This is a genomic window from Sphingobium sp. LB126, from assembly GCF_002795205.1.
GTDB classification, from domain to species: domain Bacteria; phylum Pseudomonadota; class Alphaproteobacteria; order Sphingomonadales; family Sphingomonadaceae; genus Sphingobium; species Sphingobium chungbukense.
In genome coordinates this window covers 212,124-234,775 of the sequence record NZ_NETV01000003.1, presented here as the reverse complement: position 1 = coordinate 234,775, position 22,652 = coordinate 212,124, and the positions used below count along the sequence as shown (strand labels likewise).

Below are 22,652 nucleotides of genomic sequence, written 5' to 3'. Positions count from 1 at the left end.
TTAAGCCCTGGCTTCATAGGGGGGGGGGGGGGGCTGCGATGCACTACCTGGCAATTGCGCGGTGAGATCCAGCGCGCGTCATACCATCGGTTTGTCGTAAATGCTTAGATCGGTTTTCAGATCCCAGGGTTGAGCATCGGCTCGCATGATCGGGCACCAGCGAGGATCGATCCGCGCATACAATCCGCCCGGAATATCTCAACATGGATGTGTTTGCATGGCATATTGCATGGAGGAATATTCTTCTTTATATGCGCCTCGAATCAAACGAGACTGAGTGGCGGACACCAATGCCTGATCTTAATGTGGAGCAATCGAGCAAAGCCCAGTGGATCTACCGCTGTGGGCTGAAGGGCTTGTGCCCCAAGTGCGGACAAGCTTCGATGTACCGCAAATGGTTGAAGCTGGAGCGCAAATGTCCAAATTGTGGTCTAGACTATGGTTTTGCTGCTCCGGACGACGGGCCAGCGTTCTTCTCGCTTTGCATCGTCGCGTTTCCGCTCACGTTCTTCGTTGTATGGTTGCAGGTAAAGTACGAGCCACCTTTTTGGGTTCATCTGCTTACATCGTTTCCCTTGCTGGGTCTGGGCTGTGTGCTGCCACTCCAATACATCAAAGGCTGGCTTGTAGCCTCACAGTACGTCAACAAGGCGACCGAAGCTGGCACTGAGAAGTTGTGGGCAGACCTGAACGCCCGCGATGCTTCAGAGCGGGATTGAATTCATGTCATCCACTGATGTAGCAACTCGTCCGACGGCCTCTGACAATATGGCACGAGAGTTCGTTGCTAACTACTTCAAGGGGCTGAGTCGCGACGACTTGGCGAAACTCGTTCTGGATGGGAACGCTGAGGACTTTCCTGAGCTTGCTGTAGCCAACGGATTGCTCCGAACGCATTCGCAGACGCTCTCCCGGTACGAGTCGGCGCTCGCTCAGTATGCAGATCCCAGTTTCTGGGACGAGGACGCGCCTGGCGGTGCACTTGCAAGGTACGACGCCGGCGAGATGGCGAGAAACGTACTCCATGGGCGACCCCCATTCTTCCATCGTGACTAGACAACGCTTCAACATTGTAGGTGTTTTAAACCATACTAACGGGCTATTTGCATGAGTTCTGTCGTTGAGTTTCCGATGCAGGGGTGGAATCCAAACATCCAAGGCACGCCCGGTCCTAAGTACCTCGCGATCGCTGATGCGCTGCGCCGTGATATCGAAACCGGTGTTCTCGCTGACGGGACTCGCTTGCCACCCCAGCGTTTGCTTGCAGAAGCCTTGGGTGTTGATCTGACAACGGTGACCCGAGCCTACGGCGAAGCGCGCCAATTGGGTTTGATCGAGGGCAACGGTCGGCGCGGTAGTTTCGTTCGCCAGAAGAAGGCGGAGACGCCAAAGATCAGATATAGTGAGCCTGCGGATACCGGCATGAACGCCCCCCCGGAGATCCCGGGTATGCTGACGGAGGCGTTCAGACGATCTGCCGAGGAGCTGCTGACGCGCTCGGATGTGGTTGCACCTTTCCAGTATCAGCCGAGCGGTGGGATGATCTTGGCCCGCGAAGCCGGAGCGGACCTTCTCGGCTCCCGTGGCGTCCCGTGCCACGACGATACGGTGCTTGTTACCGCAGGAGGGCAGCACGCGCTTCATGCAATCGTCAGTGCCGAACTCCGCGCTGGCGACACGGTAGCGGTTGCGGAATACGCCTATCCCGGATTCCTGTCGGTTGCGCGCCGCTATGGCCTCCGGCTTTGCCCTGTGTCATCCGATCGGGAAGGACTGGATCCGAACGCACTCGAAGCGGCCTGCCTGGAAGGCGCTGTTCATGCCGTCTACGTCGTGCCGACAAACGACAATCCCACCACCGCGACCATGAGCGTCGAGCGCCGAGAGTCTCTTGCCCAGGTAGCGACACGGCAGGGCCTTGTCGTGATCGAAGACGACGCATACGGTCTGCTGCCAGAGCGGCCATTGGCGCCCATAGCAACATTCGCACCCGAACGGACATGGCATATTGCCAGCGTCTCCAAAATCATCTCTCCGGGGCTGCGGATCGCCTGGCTTCGCGCACCCACCGTCGCGCAAGCATGGCGGCTCGCTGCCGATCTGCATGAGACGGCCGTGATGGCACCTCCACTCAACGCCGCGATCGTCGCCGATTGGATCGGAACCGGCGTGTTTCGGCAGTTGACCGAGGCAGTGCGCGCCGAGGCGTGGCAACGGCAGGAAATCGTCGCCAAGTTTCTTGACCCCGACAGCTACCACGCTCAGCCTGAGGGCTACCACCTCTGGATGCCCTTGCATCCTGAAGCGGATCAAGGTGAAATCGTGAATACGCTACGCCCGTATGGCCTATCGATCGTAGGCAGCGAGGCTTTTGCAGTGGACCGGTCAAAGGCCTCTCCTGCGCTTCGCGTTTCGATCGGTGGAACGATTACCAGAGAGCGACTGGAACGAGGCCTGCGCCTTCTTGGTGCACTGGCAGCACCGAACGCTTCCCGCAAGCTGTCGCTTGTCTAAACTCACTTTGTTGTGTGTCTCATATAAGTTGGCGATGGTGATGATGTTCAGGATGCAACGGCCGCTTGATACCGGCCCGAACAATTAAGTGAGGATCCCCGAAATGGGAGACGAAGCCCTTTTTCTGGCCCGTGTACAATTCGCTGTAAATAGGCGTCGAACCGGGACCCCATATCGGCGTCGAAGAGGGACCCCCTTTGGTGATGTCGGGCGGTTGTCCCGGTAGTCCATAGGAGGGACCCACGGCCGACGCCGCGCGCCTCCCCAAGCGCTGGCGGTGGCGGCCGTGGGAGGTTCCTGTGGACCCACCGGGTCAACCGCCGGGTGGGGGGTCCGGGGGGAGGGTTTTAGCTGCGGTTCCTGAGCCGCCAGCTATCGTTGCCGGTCTCGACGATGTCGCAGTGATGGGTGATGCGGTCGAGCAGCGCGGCCGTCATCTTCGGGTCGCCGAACACGGTTGGCCATTCGCCGAACGCCAGGTTGGTGGTGATGATCACCGAGGTGCGCTCGTAGAGCTTGCTAACAAGGTGGAACAGCAGTTGGCCGCCGGAGCGTGCGAACGGCAGATAGCCGAGCTCATCGAGCACGACGAGGTCGAGACGCGAGAGCTGGGCCGCGAGTGCGCCGGCCTTGCCGAGACGGCTCTCCTCCTCGAGCCGGTTCACCAGATCGACGGTGTTGAAGTAGCGGCCGCGGGCACCGGCACGCACCACGCTGGCGGTGATGGCAACCGCAAGATGGGTCTTGCCGGTCCCGGTGCCGCCGACCAGGACGATGTTGCGCTGGCCGGGCAGGAACGCGCCAGCATGGAGCGAGCGCACCAGCTCCTCGTTGATGGGCGTGCCTTCGAACACGAACGCGTCGAGGTCCTTCACCACCGGCAGCTTGGCCGCACTCATGCGATAGCGGATCGATGCCGCGTGGCGGTGAGCTGCCTCGGCACGCAGCAGATCGGTCAGGATCTCCATGGCGGTGCGCTTGCGCTGCACGCCGGTGGTGACCGCCTCATCGAACGCGCTGGCCATGCCCTTAAGACCGAGGCCGCTCATCGCGGCGATCATCTCATGCCGCTGCACGGGCGCCTCGCAGCAGGTCGTAGCGGGCGCAGTCGGCGGTCGGTGGGTGGCTGAGCGCGAGTGCGTCGGACGTGGTGATCGTCCTCGGCCGGGGCGGCTCACGCCGCCGCGCCAGGATGTTGAGGATCACATCGTCGCTGGCAGCGCCGGCAGCAAGCGCTTCGCGGATCGCAGCCTCGACCGCCTCAAGGCCGTCGGTGAGCACGGCGGACAACACGTGTCATCGGTCATGCAATTCTCCGCAAAAGTGGGCTTTGAAAATTCCCTAGTTGGTGGCCCCTTCATCTCATTCTGCCGGGGCTAGCCCCGGCAGAATGAGATGAGCCGACATTGTCCTCATCTCCTTTGCAGACGCGGAGACGGGGCCGATGATCCGACTTGGAGAATTGATGATGATCCTCGAATTACATCGGCAGGGCGTATCGATATCCGCCATTGCCCGACGCACTGGTCGCGATCCCAAGACCATCCGAAAATATATCGAACGGGGTGTCGAGGCCCCGGTTTACGGCCCACGCATGCTGGGTCGACCGAACAAACTGGCACCCTATCTAGAATTTTTGCGTGAGCGAGTGGTGGCCTTTCCCGATCTGACGGCGGCGCGTCTGACGCGGGAAATCCGTGAGCTGGGGTATATGGGCGCCTATACTGCGGTAAAGCGGTTCCTGGCAGCGATTCGACCGGAAAACGGCCCCAAGCCCTTCGAGGTTCGGTTCGAGACGCCGCCTGGCGTGCAGGCACAGGTCGACTTTGCCCGGTTCGTCGTCGAATTTACCGATGAGCCCGGCGTCAGCCGGATCGTCTGGCTATTCAGCTTGGTGCTGGGACATTCGCGCTTCCTGTTTGCACGCTACGTCATGCACCAGGATCTCCAAACTCTGTTGCGCTGTCATATGCAGGCCTTTGAAGCGCTCGGTGGCGTCCCGATCGAAATCCTCTACGATCGCATGAAAACCGCCGTAACCGGCGAAGATGATCAGGGCCATATCATCTACAATCGATCATTGCTGGCCCTGGCGGGGCATTACCGCTTCGTGCCACGCGCCTGCCGTCCCTATCGGGCCAAGACCAAGGGAAAGGTCGAGCGGCCGTTCAGCTATATCCGCAAGGACTTCTTCCTGGGCCGCAGCTTCCGCAATCTGGACGATCTCAATGTCCAGCTAATCGACTGGCTCGATACCGTCGCCAATGTCCGTGTCCACGGGACGACGCAGCGGATTATTGTTGAAGCCTTCGCCGCCGAGCAGCCTGAGTTGCAGCTGCTCCCGGCGGGTCGCTTTGACGCCGTTCTGAAGCTGGAGCGCCGCGTCAGCCATGATGGGATGGTCTCTGTCGGCGGCAATTACTACAGCGTTCCCGATCGCACTCGGCGCGTCGTCGAAATCCAGCAGTTGCCTGACAAGATCAGGATCGTAGACCTGGGCCAGGTCATTGCCGAGCACCCGGTTCTTGAGGGGCGTCGGCAGTGTAGGATCGATCCTGCGCATCGGACAGGCGGCAGCGGCGCCAAGCGCCGTATCCATGGCAAAGAGGTAATCGCCATCGGTCGTATAGGCGAGCATGTCGCTGTGCGCTCCCTGGCCATCTATCAGGCGATCGGCAGCCAACTGGCGCGGGGAGAACGGCCATGAACCAAGGGGGTGCCGCATCCCGCGTCGATAATATCCGCCGCAGCCTGGTCCATCTCAAAATGCCACGCGCTCTGGAGATGCTCGACGCCACCCTGCGCGGCATAGAGCAGGGCAAAATCGATGGCATCGAGGCCATCGACATATTGCTGAACGAAGAACTATCGCTCCGGGAGAACCGCAGGATCAAGGCGGCCCTGCGCATGGCAAGGCTGCCGATCATCAAGACGCTGGACGGATATGACTTCTCCTTCCAGCCATCGCTCGACCGGAACCGCATCCTGGCGCTCGCTGGCCTGGACTTCATCAACCGGGCCGAGGTGGTGCATCTGTTGGGTCCGCCCGGTACCGGAAAAAGCCATATCGCCACTGCTCTTGCAGTCGAGGCCGTGAAGGCGGGCAAGAGCGTCTACTTCATCCCGCTCGCCGATCTGATCGCTTCACTGACCAAGGCGGAACGGGAGGGCACGCTGCGCGAAAGGATCCGCTTCCTATGCCGATCCGCGCTGCTCGTCGTAGACGAGATCGGGTATCTCCCTGTTACGCCGGGCGGTGGCAACCTGTTCTTCCAACTCGTCAATGCCCGATACGAAAAGGGCGCTATGATCCTGACATCCAACCGCGGCTTTGCCGAATGGGGTGATGTCTTTGGCGATCCGGTGGTGGCCACCGCGCTGCTCGACCGCCTCCTTCACCACGCGGTGGTCATCCAGATCGAGGGCTCCAGCTATCGCATGCGACAGCACGCTGACCTGCTGCCCGAGCATGCGCGCATGGCACCGTCCATCAACCCGCCGCCCTTGCCCAAACGGCGTGGCCGCCCGCCAGCAAAGGAAAATCCCGATCTCCATCACGGCTGATCACCGACACAACCGTCCCGCCAAACTAGGGAATTTTAGATGCCCACTTTTGCGGAATCTTCGGCGCCCGTTGACAACACGCGCACGAAGCGCCGGTCGGCTTCATCGCCAGTCCCGAGCTTGCGCCTGAGCCGTGCAAGCGCTGGCGGCAACTCCCAGCCCTGGAACGGTGCCCCGTTCCTGAGTGCGCCCGGCTTCTTGGCCAGCACTGGCAGGTAGTGCCAAGGATCGAGGATCATCCGATCCCGGCCGAAGAAGCGGGGATGCTCGGCCACGACCTCGTCGTCCAGGCGGACCACGATCCGGTCGGCGTAAGCGCGCACCTGCACCGCCCGCCGTGCCGCCTTGGCCATGACCGAGTAGCGGTTGCGGTCGAAGTTTATGAGGCAGGTGCCGGTCACCGCGTGCGGCGTCTCGTGGAAGCCGTCGAACGGCGCCAACATCGCCTGGAGCGCCGGACGTTCGGCGTCCCATGCCTGGGCGATGGTCAGCTCCTTCTGATCGGGGTGCTGGTGCAGCGCCGCCCACCGGCGGCACTCCGCCTCCAGCCACCCGTTCAGCTCCTCCAAGCTGGCGAAGCGTAGCCGGGGCTGGAAGAACCGCCCGCGCATCGTCTGCACCTGATGCTCAACCTGGCCCTTCTCCCAACCTGCTGCCGGCGAGCAGGCGGTGGGCTCGACCATGTAGTGGTCGGCCATGATCAGGAAGCGCCGGTTGAAGACCCGCTCCTTGCCAGTGAACACGGTCGTCACCGCGGTCTTCATGTTGTCGTAGATCCCGCGCGTCGGCACGCCGCCGAAGAACGCGAACGCCCGCGCATGGGCATCGAACACCATCTCCTGCGTCTCACGGGGATAGGCTCTCACGTACACAGCCCGCGACGCGCACAGCCGCATATGTGCGACCTTCACGCGCATCGGCTTGCCGGCGATCTCCACATCCTCGTGGCTCCAGTCGAACTGGTATGCCTCGCCGGGCCGGAACATCAGCGGGATGAACGCCGCAGCGCCGTCACCTGCATCCTTGCGCCGCTCGTCCAGCCAGCGCTTCGCATAACGCCGGACAGCATCGTAGGAGACCGTCAAACGCTCTCCTGAGCTTGTCGGTAGGCCCTCGCGCACCAGCAGATCGTGGATCCGCGTCATCCGCAGCCGTTCGCGCCGGGGCCGCACCTCGTTCTCGGCCAGCAGAGCGTCCAAGCGCTCCTGGAAAGGGCCGATCCGGGGAAGTGGCTGCACCGAGCGCCGATACGCGAAGCCCGCCTCAGGAGCGCGGATCGCCTTCCTCACCACTTTGCGCGACAACCGCAGATCCCGCGCGATCGCCTTGATCGACTTGCCATCGGCGTGCTCGCGCCGGATCCTTACTACCGTCTCCAAAATCAACATCCCGATCCCGCCGTCTGGTCATCACCAAACGGACGCACCTAAACCATCGAGATGGGGGTCCCTTTTAGACGCCGATCACCCCCATAACGGGGTCCTTCTTGCACGCCGATCCACAAATCGCTGCTTCAGGGGCCATTTCCTTGCACCCCATATAGCGCCATCCGCTCGATCTTAAAAGCTTCGAGGGCCAATCCTGCGGACATTCTGTCAGCTGCACTTCCCTGGTATCCCCTCCGGCAACAACGGCTCACGGCGATCCGGCGTTGCCTTTCAAGGCTGTGTCGTTCGGTCGCTGACGTGCCCTTCCTATTGAAGTTTAGGCTGATCCAAACGCCGGTTTCCGTTCGCGCGCGGCCGCGGGTCGATAAACCGTATTGGTTCAAAATACCGTCACTAGCTCGGTTTCGGAAATCCGAGCTTCAGCGCCATCGTAGCGAAAATTCAGTCAGTTTCGCGTTCACAGTTTCAAAGAGTAGCCGCCACTTGCGGGATGCGTCGGCAACTAGATCGGGCAGTTATTCGGTAGGCTCCTAGAAGCCTATGGCTCGACCGAACTTCTTCCTATCTGGGCACAGAATGTCCCAGCCGCTTGTTGCGCTCAAGGGGCGGGCGCTGAGTTGCTGCGTGCGGGCACCTCAATGCTATGATGAGGCATATAAGTGCCGCTTATGGTCGTTGCCCGTTTCCCGATAGAGCGTCGTCTCGTGCGATGGGCAAAGCTATAACGACATAAACATACCTTTATATCGTGCTTGACGCAGCATTTCTAACCCGCGATTGAGCAACAGCGAGGTGACCCATCCCAAGCGTGGCGGCAGGGCGAAGACGGGAAGCCGGAGGATGCCCCTCAGGGTAGATTCTGGCTCCGACCCCGCAACTGCAAGCGGCGAGCGGCGCATATGCCGATGTTGGCATCATCCGATTCCGCTCCCGCGCCCTACGGAGGAATTGATGAGCACCAGTCCCATAAGCGCCGCCCACGCCCACCTCGAAAGCTATTTCACCCGATCTCTTTCCGAAGCCGATCCGGCCGTGTTCGCCGGTGTCGCGAATGAGCTCGATCGCGAGCAGCACCAAATCGAGCTGATCGCATCCGAGAACATTGTCTCCAAGGCGGTGCTGGAGGCGCAGGGTAGCGTCTTCACCAACAAGTACGCCGAGGGTTATCCGGGCAAGCGCTATTATCAAGGCTGTCACCCATCGGACGAGGTGGAGCAGCTCGCGATCGATCGCGCCAAGCAGCTCTTCAACTGCGGCTTCGCCAACGTCCAGCCGCATTCGGGTGCGCAGGCTAACGGCGCGGTGATGCTGGCGCTGACCAAGCCTGGCGACACAATCATGGGCCTCAGCCTCGATGCCGGCGGCCACCTAACCCATGGAGCCCGTGCGGCGATGAGTGGCAAGTGGTTCAACGCGGTCCCATATTCTGTACGCCCTGACGACCACCTGATCGACTTCGACCAGGTCGAGCGGCTGGCCAAGGAGCACGAGCCGAAGCTCATCATCACCGGCGGCTCGGCCTATCCGCGGATCCTCGACTTTGCGCGCTTCCGCGCGATCGCGGACGAGGTCGGCGCACTGTTCATGGTCGACATGGCGCATTTCGCCGGGCTCGTCGCGGGCGGCGTACATCCAACGCCCTTCGGCCACGCCCATGTGGTGACCACGACCACGCACAAGACGCTGCGCGGCCCGCGTGGCGGTGCGATCTTCACCGACGACGAAGCTATTGCCAAGAAGATCAATTCAGCTGTCTTCCCTGGCCTTCAGGGTGGCCCTCTGATGCATGTGATTGCCGCAAAGGCAGTGGCGTTTGGCGAAGCACTGCAACCCGAATTCAAGGCGTATGCCGGTGCTGTCGTCGAGAACGCCAAGGTGTTGGCGGCCACGCTCAAGGAGCGCGGCGCGGATCTCGTTGCCGGTGGCACGGACACTCATCTCGCGCTGGTCGATCTCCGTCCACTCGGCGTTACCGGTAAGGATGCGGACGAGGCGCTGGAGCGGGCGGGGATCACCTGCAACAAGAACGGCATCCCCAACGATCCAATGCCACCTGTCAAAACCAGCGGTATCCGCGTCGGCTCGCCGGCAGGCACCACGCGCGGCTTCGGCACGGACGAGTTCCACGAAATAGGCAACATGGTCGCCGACGTGCTCGATGGGTTGCGCGAGAATGGAGAACAGGGCGACGATCAGGTTGAGCGGAACGTCCGAGAGCGGGCCCGTGCACTGTGCGAGCGCTTCCCGATTTACCCGGAGCTTTGAGCACTCGAGGGGCGGGCAAATGCCTGCCCCTTATTTCCCGTGATCCGGATAGCTCACAACACGGCCCACTGATCGGAAGGTTTCGTCCGGATACCTCAACGATCAGCTGATCTGCCGGATCGTAAAAACCTCGGCTATCGGCTGATTGTCTCCTGTCCGCACAAGCCGGCAATGATGCGAAAGAGTCTGGCTACCTGGCTTGAGGTCGCCGAGCCCTTGAGCATATCGTTGATCGACAAGGCCAACCGTCAGGGTCTCGCCTGGGTCAAGATTCCCAGCGAAGAAGATGTCGCGCCGCACGGTCGTTGCCGTTTGCGCGCAGTCGCGAGCGAACTGCCATTCCGCGCGATCCACAAATGAGGCGAAGCTGCTGAAATAGAGAAAACCCGCGCCGTTGAAATCCTGTGCCGGGCAAGGATCGATCGGGACAACTGGTGTCCCTATGGGGCGGTCCAGCGCAAAGCCCATATGCTCTTTAAGATGGCCCGCGCGCATGGCAGCCGCCCGACCGGGAAGGTCTTCCCGGCCGCGATAGGGTTCCGGCTTGGGCAGGCCCGGCACGACGAAACGCGAAACAGTGTGATTGCCGCCGGTTAGCCCCCTCCGGACAAAGACCGATACCATTTCAACCTGCCCGATAGGGCGGCCGGCCACGAGCAACCGATGGCGGCTCAACATCTGGGTCTGAGTCACGCGTCGCAGGCGCGATCGCACCATCAGCTCATCGTTCTCCCGAGCAGAACCGAAATCGCCATCCTGAATCGAAATCGCGCAGAATGCGGCATAGACGGGGTCTCCGCGCTCATCGATGAAGCTCGGAGCCTTCTGGCCGGCCAAGTTCGCGAGCATCATCCAGTGCTGGTGCCCAAGCTGCTTGAGCAACCACGTCTCCGAGAGACCTTGCAGGCTCAACTGCGGCATGCCGAGCAGGATCGTCTCCCTGCGGCTGCTCAGCCACGAAGACGTTTGCGCCGCCCGAGGCGTTCCGGTTGGGCTGGGCGGCACGACGGGGGATGCCACCGGGTCATAGCCACAATGCTCGCAGCGATCCTGCAACCGGCCAAAGGCGCTCAACAACAATTTCTGGCCGCACGCAGGGCAGGGTTCGCGCAAGGCGTCATGATGAACCTTGCCGATGGGGCGGACAGCGCCCGTCATGCCGGTATCTCGATGTGGCTGGTTGCTGAAACGGGAGCACATCCGATCAACGGCCGGTCAGACAAGTCCCAGACTGTTTCCCGGTGTCCGTCGAACTCAATCTGTACAGCGAGATCCTGGGTGATAATGCCGATCGGCGCGGCTGCGATGTCTCTGGTATGAAACCGGGCTAGAACCGCATCTAACTGATCGGGGCCGACCGCGAGCAGATAGCCGAAACTCGGAAAAGTCTGGAGCCAGCGCTCCATCCCGACGCCTGGTGGCATTGGGATCGCATCGATGTCGATAATTGCACCAACGCCTGAACATTCTGCGAGCATCGTTGCAGTGCCGACGATGCCACCCTGGCTGATGTCCTTGGCCGCTCTTGCAAGCCCAGCTTCGGCGATCTCCGGCAGCAACTCGAGATCACCGCGCAGGCGCGCGGTTGGCGCGGAGGTGGCCGCATCCCAGTTTGGATAAGGGTCGCGATACCGACCACGCAGATCGATGGCGGCCACCAGATGATCGCCTGGTACTGCATCGAAGCTCGTCAGCAGCTTCTTCGCGCGACCGAGAATCGAGAGCGCAAGCTGGCTGTTCTTCGTCCGTAGATTACTATGCCCACCGACCATAGGGACATCAAAGGCGCGCGATGCGTCACGCAAGCCCTCGAGGATGGGCAGGGCACCGTCTTGTCCGTCCGACCAGACGGCATTCACCGTTGCCAGGGGACGACCGCCCATCGCCGCGATATCGGAGACGTTGACCATCACGCCGCACCAGCCCGCGAACCAGGGATCGCTGGCAACGAACTCGTTGATGAATCCCTCGATCGCGAACAGCAGATAGCCGTCGCCATCGGGGATCGCAGCACAATCGTCACCGACCGCGATTGCACCGGTGTCTATCCCCAGGGACTTCACCACCTCGGCGATGTCTGCCTTGGCGACGAAGCTGCGGCTCTCGCGCAGCGATCGGGCGAGAGCGCCCAGGTCAATGCCTGCCGTGCTCATCCGCGTCCGCGGGACAGGAAACCCACCTGGGGCGTATCGAAGGGCGGATAGTATTCCAGATCAGCTTCCATTCGGTGATGCGGCCTGCCAAACAGGTCGAACTCCTTCATCGAGCGCCAATGCAGCCGCTGGAAGAGAAGGCCGTTCTGGCTCTGCACATTCGCCAGAAAGCGTCTACATCCACGGGCATGCGCCGAGGAAACAGCCAGGCGAATGAGGTCGGAACCGATCCGCCCACCAGCGCGACCTCGATAGGCCTGATCGACGGCGAGGCGGGATCCCCACCATGTGTGGAGCTCGGTCGGATCCTCGTGGATCCGCACCGTGCCTACCACCCGGGAAGCTCCAATCTCGTCCTGCGCAACGGCCACCAGCGCGATGGCGATCTCGTCAATCTCGTCGCGATCGTCCGCCGCGAAAACCCCTTGCTCCTCGCAAAAAATTTCACGTCGCAGCGCAAAAGCCGCGGCGCGCTCCCACTCCGCTGTCGCCCATTTGATGCGCACCGAAGGTGCCGGCACGGTCTGTTGCGCTACGGCGCTCATGACGCGCGCCGTTCATAGGTCGAAAGAGCCGAGCAAGCGCCGCATCGCCCGCACCCCGCCTTGATATCGCTCGACTGCATGCCCGCGTCGCGCAGCATCACACCGAGCGGCTGGAGCACGCTGTGCATGAAGGTCGGTTTCGGCGACGGATGGCTCTCGAGTGGAGTACCCGCGATCGGAACGAAGGGCACCACGAACGGATAAACCCCGATCTCGACAAGCCGTCGGCAGACCTCGAGGAGGTCCTCGCGACTGTCCCCGAGGCCCGCGAGGATGAATGTCGAGACCTGTCCCCATCCGAACACCTCGATCGCGGCTTGGAAGGCGTCGAAATAGCGTTCGAGCGAGACCTGGGCCTTGCCGGGCATGATGCGTGCGCGAACCTCTGGCGTCACGACCTCGAGATGCATGCCGAGCGAGTCGACGCCGGCATCCTTCAGACGCGTGAACCACAGATCGTCGTCTGGCGGCTCACACTGGGCCTGGATTGGCAGATCGACTGCAGCCTTCACGCCCGCGGCGCTCTCCGCGAGGATCGCGGCGCCTCGATCGGCGCCCGGTGGCGTGCCGGTTGTCATGACCATGTGGCGCACATGGTCCAGTTCGACAGCGGCCTTGGCGACCTCGGCCAGCTGGGCGGGCGTCTTGCGCTCTATCGTCCGGCCAGCCGCCAGAGACTGGCCGATTGCGCAGAATTGGCAGGCCTTGGTGCGGCTCTGGTAGCGTATGCAGGTCTGCAGGATCGTCGTAGCCAGGACATCGCGGCCGTGCAGGGTAGCGATATGCGAATAGGGAACCCCATCCGCTGTCGAAAGCTCATAGAATTTGGGCTTCGTGGGGAAGGAAATCGCGGCGAGTTGCACGCCGTCCCGGCTCAGTCGGCTCAGGCCCGCCGCGTCAGGACTGTCCGCCTGGTAGGGGCTCTCGAAAGCCGGCGCATTGTGAACCGGCACCATCACGGTGGTACCGTCGATCGTCACCGGCATATGGTCGGAAGGGCCGGCGCCACCGCGCCGGCTAACCCCCGAGCTCTTGGGATCGACGAGCCGAATCCCGAAGGACTGCAACTCGTTGATCAAGGACTCAGTCGACATTCTCGAGTGCCCCCTGATCTTCGCCTGCCTCCGTGTTCACCACGGCATGAGGGACGGTGCGGATCGAACCGGCGCGGCGCATCGGGACTGCCGGCTGGTCGTTGATCAGGAGCGACAGGAGTTCGGGACGAGCATAGTGTCCGACCGAATCCATCATGCGCTTGCGCTTGATGATGAGGCTCATGTCCAGGTCGGCGACCAGAAGGCCTTCACCCGACGTCAGCGGCGGGACGACATGCTTGCCTTCCGGCGAGATGATCGCCGTCATGCAGCCGCCGCGCAGGCCGCGCTGCAGCCCTTCATCGGGCGAGATGGATGCGATCTGCTCCTCGGTCAGCCAGCCCGTCGAATTGACCACGAAGCAGCCGCTTTCCAGGGCATGGTGTCGGATCGTCACCTCGGTCTGTTCGCCGAATATGTCGCCGACAAGCGAGCCCGGGAACTGCCCGGCGTGAATTTCCTCGTGCTGCGCCATCAGCGCGTAGCGCGCCAGCGGGTTATAATGCTCCCAGCAGGCGAGCGCGCCGACCCGGCCCACGGCGGTGTCGACAACCTTGAGGCCGGCACCATCGCCGCCGCCCCAGATCATGCGCTCATGGAAGGTGGCGGTCAGCTTGCGGCGCTTGAGCAGGAGCTGGCCATCGGTGTCGAAGATCAGCTGGGCATTGTAGATTGTGCCATGGTCGAGTTCGTTGACGCCGAGCACGATGACCATCTTGTGCCGCCGTGCGGCCTGGCTGACCGCCTCGGTGACCGGGCCGGGCACCACGACGGCATTTTCATAGAAGCGCATATGGTCGCCACCGCTGGTCATCGGCGGGCGCACGAAGGAGAAATAGGGGTAATAGGGGACGAACGTCTCGGGGAAGACGATAAACTGGACGCCCTTTTCGGCGGCATCGGAGATCGCTGCCAGGACGCGATCGAGCGTGCCCAGCGGTGTTTCAAGATCGGGGGCGATCTGTACGGCGGCAGCTCGGATCACACGTTTTTCAGACATGACTTTCCTCTCAGGTTGCAGGGACAATTTCGCTCTTTTGGCAAGGGGCAGGTGCAACCAACCCGCGATATGAAACGGGAAATTGATTGGATATGATGCAGTCAATGCCCACATCATTGCGGCGATAGTGTCGACTCATGATGCCGTCTTATGTCCGTTCATTCTCCTATCATGAGGCCTAAACCCCTTGCGGAAAGCCGTCAACACAACTGCTTGGGTTTCTTATCATTCCGCGCTGCACAATGCCGTCAACCAGCGCGCTGCCACCTGTCATGAGAAGCTCCTGTCGGGCTGGCCTCAGTGCGCGCAACACTGTACGGTCAATCCATCATAGACTTTGAAGCAATGAGCTCATGCACGACTGGACGCCCGATCTTTCAACCTCAGCCAGGCCGCGTTACCTCGCCCTTTCCGACCGTATCGCATCGGACGTGCAGGCCGGGCGCCTGGTCGCGGGCGACCGTCTGCCCGCCCAGCGCTTGCTTGCGGCGCGTCTGGGGATCGACTTCACGACCGTAGCCCGCGGTTATGGAGAGGCGCAGAAACGCGGCTTGGTCGAGGCGCGGCAGGGGCAGGGGACTTTCGTCCTGCCGACTCAGCGCACGGCAGCGCGGTCTGACGTGACCACGCTATCCCGGGCTCATGCAGACGACACCGATCTTTCGATGAACCTGCCGCCGGAGCCGCACAATCCTGAACTGATCGAGCGCATGCGAGCTGGTTGGGATGCGATCGGACAGGATATTCTTCCGATGCTCCGTTACCGATCCTTTGGTGGAGGAACGCGTGACAAGGAGGCGGCGCTGCATTGGCTGGCGCGTCGCGGCCTCGTTCCCGCCATCGAGCAGGTCTATGTCACCCCAGGCGCACACGCTGCGTTGCTGGGAATTCTGAGCGCTCTTACCAAGCCTGGCGATGTGCTGCTCAGCGAGAACCTGACTTATCCGGGTGTAAGGGCCGTCGCGGCGCTCGTCGGCGTAGATCTCCACGGCCTCCCGATGGATCACGAAGGGATTGACCCGGAGGCATTCGCAGACGCCTGCGCGCGCTTTTCGCCCAAGGCCCTCTATCTGAACCCCACGCTTCAGAATCCGACCAACCTCACCATCTCGCTCGCGCGTCGGCAGCAGATCGTGGAGATCGCCCGGCGCTTCGATGTCGCAATCATCGAAGACGATGCCTACGGCTTCATCGCACAGGGGACGCCGCCGACCATCGCATCCCTGGCGCCGGATCTCACCTGGTATGTTGCCTCGCTGGCAAAATGCATCGGAGCAGGATTGCGCACGGCCTATGTCGTCGTGCCGGAGAAGCGGTCGACCTGGGGGTTCGCATCGGCGGTGCGTTCAGCGACCGTCATTGCCTCGCCTATCACCCTGGCTCTCGCGACACGCTGGATCGAAGATGGAACCGCCGATGCCATCCTGCGCGCAGTTCGCGTCGAGACGGAGGAACGACAGAAACTCGCGCACCGGATCCTTGCCGACCAACGCCTTGAAGGAGATCCGGACAGCTTCAACATCTGGTTGTCACTTCCCGCCGGATGGACGCGGTCGGCTTTTGTCGGTCACATGCGCTCGACGGGCGTGGGGATCGTCCCGAGCGACGCGTTCACCGTGTCCGGAACCCCGCCGGAAGCGGTGCGCATTTGCCTTGGCGGACCAGCGCCGCGCTCGACCGTGGAGCGAGCCCTCGAATGCGCAGCGCACGCATTGGAGGCGATGCCGGCTACGGTGACTTCATTCCTCTGAGGCGCGGATTCGGCCAGATGGCGGGGCGATAGACCGCGCCGGATCTCGCCCAAACCCAAATAACAGGAGAGAGTATGTCCGCGAACCGCGAACGGTCGGTGGTCAGTGAATGGCGGGGAGGCCTTTCCTGTGAGGTGCAGGCTGGGCGGTTCACCCTGGTCGTGGATGAGCCCGAAAATGTGGGCGGTACCGACCGCGGGCCGCAGCCGACCGAGCTCTTTCTATCCTCGATCGCCTCCTGCTTTACGCTGGCATTGGCCTTCAGCGCCCGCAACCGATCGGTCGTTGTTGATGCAATCAATGTCACGGCGACGGGCATCTATGACGGGCCGCGCTTTAGTGCCGTCCGTATCGATGCGCGCGTCGCTTGCGACCCGGCCGCGTTGGACGGTCTCATACGACAGGCGCAGCGGGTCTGCTACGTTACCAACACGCTAAAATCCGATCTCGATATCGTGATCGCCCACGAGTTGATCGCAACGTAATTTCAAGCAAGGCGCTCAAATCTCACAAGCTGGCAGAGCTGTGGAAATGGCGAAATGCAATGTTGCGTTGATAAATTGCGCCGATGACTGTCATCGTATTTTCCATCTGACCTCGGTCGACTGACGAGCCCGCAAGGAATCCTCGGGCGCTGACTTGGAAAATCCCACCAACAATAATGGCTTAACAAGGGCGCGCGCAGTCGATCCCTCTCCGGATCAAGGGGCTTTTTGCGTGCTAGCCGCGAGTCTCGCCATTGACGATATGTCGTATGGGAATTACATCATTCACTATAGTATCAAAAAGAACGAGTAAGGAGAGCGGCGCTTATGCCCGCCAGCCAGCTTCCCACCTTCCTTGACCTCCCCGCAAGATCATCGAAGCCCCGCAAAACCGGTATCACCCATATCCTCGACAAAGGCAGTACGACGAACGATGTCCAGGCGATCCTGGAATCCGCTGCGCGCTATATCGACGTCTGGAAGTTCGGCTTTGGTACCTCATACGTCGACCCGACTGCGCCGGCAAAAATCGCGCTTCTGAAAGCCGCCGGCATCAAGACCTGTACCGGGGGCACTCTGCTCGAAATCGCGTGGCTACGAGGACGCACCGAGGCCTTCTTCGAATTTGCCGCTGAAAGGGGCTTCGACTGCGTTGAGGTTTCCGATGGTGCAACCGACATTCCCTTCCACGACAAGCTCGCTCTGATCGAACGCGCGAACGCCCTCGGGTTCGAGGTTCTCTCCGAGATCGGCAGCAAGGATCCCACCAAACGCCTGACCTCGGTCGAATGGGTCAGCCAGCTTGAGACGGACGCCCAGGCCGGCGCACGCTGGATCGTGATCGAGGGGCGGGAAAGCGGAACCGTCGGCCTGTATGACGAATATGGCAAAATCCGGAACGATATCCTCCATGCAGTCACGCGCAGCAGGTTCGTCGACAAGCTGATCTTCGAAGCTCCGCAACGGGCGCAGCAGGCCTTTCTGATCCGGGAGTTCGGTCCGGAGGTCAACCTGGGCAACATTCTCGTCGACGACGTGATCAGCCTTGAGACCCTGCGTCTGGGACTGCGCGCTGACACGCTCCAGCTGCTGGCCGACGTCGATAGGGAGGGGCGCCGCGTTGTTCACGCTTGACCCCTCGGCGCAGAACATCATGCCTACACGCTATCGGCAGGTGGCAATCAGCAGCGATGTCGAGAGCCTGGAACCGGCATGGCTGGAGCAGCACTTCCTCGGGCGTGAAGCCTATATGCGCACGCGATTCATCGTCGCCCGGCTCGGCGAAGAATGCGCGCTCGTCGAGGTCGATCGTCCTGAGAGCAAGGCGCTCTTCTCGGTCATCACGGGCGTTCGGGTCGTCGCTCCGGCGGCCAGCTGTCGATATTTCTACGAACCCAGGATCGATACCGCCATTCCGTCCCAACTTGCACTGGTGGCGGTCAAGAACCCGGACGTGCCCTGCGTGATCGTGGAGGGCGAGTACGGCCATGTGAGCTTCATCCTCAATCCGGCGCCGCTGCTCCTCAATGTCTTCGACATTGTCCCGCCCTTTCCGTCGAAGCTGCTCGATCAGGTGGAAAGGGTTCTTGCGGTGGCCGAAGACCTGCCGCCGATCGTGCCAGTTCCGGTCCTGGTCGACAGCCGAGAAGAACTCGCAGCGCATGTCAGTCCGCTACCCGCCGAGGTGCTGGTGCCTTGCCGCGGATCAGGCCTCGAATTTCCAGACACGAAGGTCGCCTATCTCGACGAGCGTCCACGCAAGGTGGACTGGATTCTCCTCGGCTGCGACCGGTCGCAGCAGATCCACCGCTGGTTCTACGGCACCCAGGCGCCAGTGGTGGATATCTGTCCGACCCGTTTTCTCGGCAAGCACCTCGATCCGGCGAGGACCATCACCCGCTGCTGCCTGATCCAGGAGGGAGTCGAGGCACGTGACCTCGCGACCTACGTCCCCTGGGGTTCGTCGCTGGATGAGGTGCGCAAGGCCCTCGTCCATATCCTTTCCAAAGTTGACGTGCCGTGGACGCGCACATGATCGATTCCCGGATATTCGGCCATCTCTGGTCGACGCCGGAAAGCCATGCCATCTTCGACGAGCCGGTCAGGGTCGACCGCTGGCTCGACGTCATCATCGCATTGGCTCAAGCCCAGGCCGAGCTGGACCTGATCCCGGCGGAAGCCGCGCTGGAAATAGCCGCCCTGAGGGACCGCAAGCTTCCCATTGATCGCATCGCTGAAGCGACGCGCAGGACCGGTCATTCGACTCTCGGCATGATCGAGGTGTTGCAGGATCTGCTATCGCCCTCCGCGGCGCCGTACGTCTATTATGGCGCGACCGTCCAGGACATCACCGACACGTCGCAGGCGCTTGAACTTGCCGCGACCGGCTCTCTCCTCTGGCGCGACCTGCGCGCGATCGAAGACAGGCTTCTCGACCTTGCCGCGACCCATCGTCTAACGCCGATGGCAGGCCGAACCCACGGCCAGCTCGGCTCACCTATCCCGCTGGGCTTCAAGATTGCGAGCTGGGCCGATCAGGTTGGACGCGATCTGTCCAGATTCCACGACGGGCGCGATCGCTGGCTGACGGGCCAGTTCGCGGGTGCGGTCGGAACGCTCGGTTTTTTCGGAGCCAAGGGCCTTCCGTTGCGGACAGCCTTTTGCAGAAATGTCGGACTGGCCGAACCTGCCATCTCCTGGCTTTCAGCGCGGGACCGGTTCGTCGAATTCGCAAACGTGTCCGCGATGGCGGTCAACACGCTCGCCCGGATCGCCAATGAGGTCTATGGCCTTCAACGTCGCGAGATCAGCGAACTTGGCGAGCGTCCAGCCGCCAGGACGGTCGGCAGCATCACCATGCCGCACAAGCGCAATCCGGAGAACAGCGAGCAGATCGTCACACTGGCCCAGCTTGCGCGCGCGCAGAGCGCGCTTCTCGCCGATGCCATGATCCATGAACATGAGCGAGATGGCCGGGCCTGGAAGCTCGAATGGTCGGTCTTCCCCACGCTCGCCCATTCTGTCCTCGCTACCAGCTCGCTAACGCGAGACCTCCTCGACGGGCTCGAAGTCGATACCCAGGCCATGGCTCGCAATCTGGCACTCGTGCCGGCGTCTGAGCATCTGCTGAGGTTGATGACGGCACGCCTGGGTAAGCATGTCGCGCAGCAGACGCTGCAGCAGGCGTACCGACGCATCCGCGATGAGCGGCTCTCGCTTGCAGACGCACTGGAAGGAGTAGCGACGCCTGCCGAACTTGCCGCAATCGCCGATATCGATTTGGGGTCGGGGCCAGAAATGGTCGACCGCGTAATCTCGTCTTCCCGGCAGCGCCGCGAGGCGGAGCCGGAGCATTGGCGATGATCGCGCCGCCGCGCCTCCCGCTTGCCGCGCTGCCGACCCCACTCCAGCATCGCCCCGATCTTGGGGCAGCACTTGGCCGCAAGGCATTTTGGGTCAAGCGCGACGATCTCACCGGCTATTCCTGGGGCGGGAACAAGGTCCGGACGATCGAATATCTGCTCGGTGATGCCGAAGCGCAGGCCTGCGACACGGTTGTGCTGTGCGGCGGTCCGACATCGAATTTCGCGGCGCTCATGGCGGCCGCCTGCGCCGCCCGCGGTCTGGCGACCATCCAGGTCAGCTATGGAACAGAGCCCGATCCGAAGCCCGCGGCATTGGCCGCCGGCGAGGCGGCCGGGGCCGCCATTCGCTACACCGGGTCTCCTGATCGCGCGAGGATGGAGGACGTGGCGGATGCTCTCGCGGAAACCTTGCGCGGGCAAGGCCGGCGTCCCTATCCTGTGCCGCGTGGCGGTGCCACGGTAGTCGGGGCATTCGGATATGCCCATGCCGCGGGAGAGGTACGACGCCAGCTCAGGCAAGTCGGGGTCGACGCCGTTACCCTGGTCATTCCCGTCGGTTCGGGCGGCAGCATCGCGGGGCTGCTGGCCGGCTTTCTGTTCAACTTCGAAGGTGACGAAAAGGAGACGCCGCTCGATCTGGAACTGATCGGTGTCAGCGTCTCCCGTCCACCCGAGGAATTGCGGGAGGGAATCGACGCCAAGGCGCGGGCCTGTGGGGCAGGGCGCTCGCGTCTCGCGAACGTGAACTGCCGCTGGGAGCTGGTGGACGGGCGAGGGGCCGGTTTCAATCACTATGACTCGGACGATGCGGCATTCGTCGACGACATAATGCGGTGTTCGGGATTGCTCATCGACACAACCTATAACGGCAAGGCGCTACGCTGGCTTTGCGACCTGCTGCCGGAGACCAACCGGCCGATCCTCTATTGGCATACCGGCGGCTCTCTGGCGGTCGCCGATCGGCTGGGAACGCCCGGTCATCCTTCGCCCGATCATAAGGAAATCAAATGAGCATGCTCCCCACCGGAGAAGAACGGGCAGCGCCCCGCGTTGAAGGTCCTTCCGCCGATGGACCAGCGCCGGAGCTGATCGAGGCCGGGTTCGGGTGGGAGATCGCCGATGCTGGCGTATTGCACCACGGCTTGAACATCGCAGACTTCGCGCATGTCCTCGACCTGCATCATCGGGCAGTCATCTCAGACGATGTTGCGCGTAAGCTCCTGTCCGTGCTGCTGGAGGCCCACCGCAGGGACGCAAGCGACTTCCCCTATGATCCGCATTATGGCGAGGCCTATAATTCTCGCGAGCGCTTCTTCGCCGAGCGGATCGGCGATTGCGCAGGATGGCTCCACGCAGGCCGGCCTCGACGCGAGGCGGCGCGTGTCGCCTTCCGCATCGTGCTGCGCCGGCTGACGGCCGAGCTGCTGAAATCTGGCGCCTCCTTCGCCGAGGCCGCCTGCACTGTCGCGAACCGCCATCGTGAAAGTTTCATGGCGGACCAGACCTATCTCCAGCAAGCCCAGCCTTCGACTTTCGGGCACTATCTGCTAGGATTCGTCCCGCCGGCGCTGCGCGACAGCGATCGGCTGCTATCCGCCCTCCAGGCAGTCAACCGCAGTCCAGGCGGCGCCGGCTGTGTCAATGGCAGCCACTTGCTCGCGGACCGCGGCTATCTTGCATCGTTGCTCGGTTTCGACGGCGTGATCGAGCACACCCGCGACGCGATGTGGCAGGTCGACACGTTCATCGATATCCTGTCGACCGGCGTCAGCCTGCTCTCGAACCAGTCGAAGCTCGCCGAGGATCTCGAGATCTGGTCGAGCCAGGAATTCAACTATGTGGACCTGGCCGGTCCCTATACCCGTTCGTCGGTGCTGATGCCGCAGAAGCGCAATCCTTACGCTCTCACCATCATCCGCGGCGGAAGCGGAATGCTTATCGGCCGGCTCTCGGGGTTCCTGGCGGTCGTGAAAACCCCTTCGGCCCGCAGCGACAATCTGATCTTTGCCTATGGCGAGCTCCCGCGTGCGTTGGACTATGCGGTCAAGATCAGCAACCTCAGCCGCGGCGTCGTCGAAACCTTGACGGTCAACGAGGATCGGCTGTGGAAGTCGCTCGAAGCCGGCTTCAGCCAGGCGACCGACCTCGCCGAATATGTCATGGTCGAATGCGGGATCGATTACCGCAGCGCATACAAGATCGTCGGCCACGCGGTTCGTGCGGCAAGCGCAGCCGGCCAGCGCGGGATCGATATCGATGTCGAGGCAATCCGGCAGGCCGGACAGCAGGTGGCGGGCCTCGATCTTTCGCTCGACGCCGACAAGCTCGCTTCCGCGTTGGATCCTCGCCAGATCGTTTCCAGCCGATCGGCCCAGGGAGGTGCGGCACCGGCGGTCGTAGCCGACATGGCGGCGCGCTTCGCCCAGACAGCATCTGACCTTGGTCGGCAAGCTAGCGAGAATCTTGCCCGTTTCGAGCTGGTGGAACAGCAATTGCTCCAGCGTGTCGAAGCTATGGCCAACCTCTAG

Annotated in this window: 18 protein-coding genes and 2 pseudogenes; 12 read left to right on the top strand and 8 right to left on the bottom strand. The window is 62.2% G+C overall.

Features of this window, described 5'->3' with window-relative positions:
- The first annotated feature begins 290 nt into the window (after positions 1–290).
- Both CAF53_RS22640 and CAF53_RS22630 read left to right on the top strand, forming a co-directional pair.
- Positions 291–719, top strand: coding sequence for a DUF983 domain-containing protein (locus CAF53_RS22640; RefSeq protein WP_026149967.1), 429 nt, complete (start codon positions 291–293; stop codon positions 717–719).
- A 388-nt stretch (positions 720–1,107) separates the two neighbouring features.
- Positions 1,108–2,514 (top strand): PLP-dependent aminotransferase family protein, encoded by a 1,407-nt coding sequence (locus CAF53_RS22630; RefSeq protein ID WP_019054406.1) that lies wholly within the window; start codon positions 1,108–1,110, stop codon positions 2,512–2,514.
- 347 nt (positions 2,515–2,861) lie between these two features.
- Here CAF53_RS22630 and istB (CAF53_RS22625) read toward each other — a convergent pair whose 3' ends face one another.
- Positions 2,862–3,590, bottom strand: coding sequence for an IS21-like element helper ATPase IstB (gene istB / locus CAF53_RS22625; protein ID WP_066698823.1), 729 nt, complete (start codon positions 3,588–3,590; stop codon positions 2,862–2,864).
- Positions 3,577–3,807, bottom strand: a pseudogene (locus CAF53_RS22620) (IS21 family transposase); the annotation flags it as partial. The gene istB (CAF53_RS22625) and the pseudogene CAF53_RS22620, both read right to left, overlap by 14 nt.
- A gap of 151 nt (positions 3,808–3,958) precedes the next feature.
- On the opposite strand from CAF53_RS22620, the gene istA (CAF53_RS22615) reads away from it, so the two are divergent.
- A complete protein-coding gene (gene istA / locus CAF53_RS22615) occupies positions 3,959–5,221 on the top strand; it encodes an IS21 family transposase (RefSeq protein ID WP_067739295.1) in 1,263 nt (420 codons plus the stop codon).
- Positions 5,218–6,078 (top strand): IS21-like element helper ATPase IstB, encoded by an 861-nt coding sequence (istB, locus tag CAF53_RS22610; protein ID WP_067739292.1) that lies wholly within the window; start codon positions 5,218–5,220, stop codon positions 6,076–6,078. Before istA (CAF53_RS22615) ends, istB (CAF53_RS22610) begins: the two co-directional genes overlap by 4 nt.
- A 71-nt stretch (positions 6,079–6,149) precedes the next feature.
- Here istB (CAF53_RS22610) and istA (CAF53_RS22605) read toward each other — a convergent pair.
- Positions 6,150–7,466 (bottom strand): annotated as a pseudogene (gene istA, locus CAF53_RS22605) (IS21 family transposase); the annotation flags it as partial.
- A 951-nt stretch (positions 7,467–8,417) separates the two neighbouring features.
- Here istA (CAF53_RS22605) and glyA point away from each other — a divergent pair.
- On the top strand, positions 8,418–9,731 hold the full coding sequence (gene glyA, locus CAF53_RS22600; protein ID WP_100239678.1) for a serine hydroxymethyltransferase: 1,314 nt from the start codon (positions 8,418–8,420) through the stop codon (positions 9,729–9,731).
- Positions 9,732–9,833: 102 nt separating this feature from the next.
- Here the strand turns inward: glyA and CAF53_RS22595 are convergent, their stop codons facing one another.
- Genes CAF53_RS22595 through CAF53_RS22575 form a run of 5 tightly spaced genes read right to left on the bottom strand, consistent with a single transcriptional unit; the run spans position 9,834 to position 14,523 of the window.
- Complete coding sequence (locus tag CAF53_RS22595; protein WP_197707541.1) at positions 9,834–10,889, bottom strand: Pnap_2097 family protein; 1,056 nt, start codon at positions 10,887–10,889, stop codon at positions 9,834–9,836.
- A complete protein-coding gene (locus CAF53_RS22590) occupies positions 10,886–11,884 on the bottom strand; it encodes a sll0787 family AIR synthase-like protein (protein WP_100239677.1) in 999 nt (332 codons plus the stop codon). Before CAF53_RS22590 ends, CAF53_RS22595 begins: the two co-directional genes overlap by 4 nt.
- Positions 11,881–12,429 carry an MSMEG_0567/Sll0786 family nitrogen starvation N-acetyltransferase gene (locus tag CAF53_RS22585; protein ID WP_100239676.1) on the bottom strand — a complete coding sequence of 183 codons (549 nt, stop codon included), beginning with the start codon at positions 12,427–12,429 and terminating at the stop codon, positions 11,881–11,883. Before CAF53_RS22585 ends, CAF53_RS22590 begins: the two co-directional genes overlap by 4 nt.
- Entirely contained in the window at positions 12,426–13,523 is a 1,098-nt protein-coding gene (locus CAF53_RS22580; RefSeq protein WP_100239675.1) for an MSMEG_0568 family radical SAM protein, read from the bottom strand. Before CAF53_RS22580 ends, CAF53_RS22585 begins: the two co-directional genes overlap by 4 nt.
- Positions 13,513–14,523 carry a Nit6803 family nitrilase gene (locus CAF53_RS22575; RefSeq protein ID WP_100239674.1) on the bottom strand — a complete coding sequence of 337 codons (1,011 nt, stop codon included), beginning with the start codon at positions 14,521–14,523 and terminating at the stop codon, positions 13,513–13,515. The genes CAF53_RS22580 and CAF53_RS22575 overlap by 11 nt, the downstream gene beginning before the upstream one ends.
- A gap of 353 nt (positions 14,524–14,876) precedes the next feature.
- On the opposite strand from CAF53_RS22575, the gene CAF53_RS22570 reads away from it, so the two are divergent.
- The 7 genes from CAF53_RS22570 to CAF53_RS22540 all read left to right on the top strand — a co-directional run bounded on the left by CAF53_RS22570 (position 14,877) and on the right by CAF53_RS22540 (position 22,652).
- On the top strand, positions 14,877–16,274 hold the full coding sequence (locus CAF53_RS22570) for a PLP-dependent aminotransferase family protein (protein WP_100239673.1): 1,398 nt from the start codon (positions 14,877–14,879) through the stop codon (positions 16,272–16,274).
- A gap of 74 nt (positions 16,275–16,348) precedes the next feature.
- Entirely contained in the window at positions 16,349–16,759 is a 411-nt protein-coding gene (locus CAF53_RS22565; RefSeq protein WP_100239672.1) for an OsmC family protein, read from the top strand.
- Between the two features lie 327 nt (positions 16,760–17,086).
- Complete coding sequence (locus tag CAF53_RS22560) at positions 17,087–17,893, top strand: phosphosulfolactate synthase (protein ID WP_100239671.1); 807 nt, start codon at positions 17,087–17,089, stop codon at positions 17,891–17,893.
- On the top strand, positions 17,880–18,794 hold the full coding sequence (locus CAF53_RS22555) for a hypothetical protein (RefSeq protein ID WP_100239670.1): 915 nt from the start codon (positions 17,880–17,882) through the stop codon (positions 18,792–18,794). Before CAF53_RS22560 ends, CAF53_RS22555 begins: the two co-directional genes overlap by 14 nt.
- Positions 18,791–20,122 carry an adenylosuccinate lyase family protein gene (locus CAF53_RS22550; protein WP_100239669.1) on the top strand — a complete coding sequence of 444 codons (1,332 nt, stop codon included), beginning with the start codon at positions 18,791–18,793 and terminating at the stop codon, positions 20,120–20,122. Before CAF53_RS22555 ends, CAF53_RS22550 begins: the two co-directional genes overlap by 4 nt.
- Positions 20,119–21,135, top strand: a complete 1,017-nt coding sequence (locus CAF53_RS22545; protein ID WP_100239668.1) for a pyridoxal-phosphate dependent enzyme — start codon at positions 20,119–20,121, stop codon at positions 21,133–21,135. Before CAF53_RS22550 ends, CAF53_RS22545 begins: the two co-directional genes overlap by 4 nt.
- Positions 21,132–22,652 carry a lyase family protein gene (locus tag CAF53_RS22540; protein WP_197707540.1) on the top strand — a complete coding sequence of 507 codons (1,521 nt, stop codon included), beginning with the start codon at positions 21,132–21,134 and terminating at the stop codon, positions 22,650–22,652. Before CAF53_RS22545 ends, CAF53_RS22540 begins: the two co-directional genes overlap by 4 nt.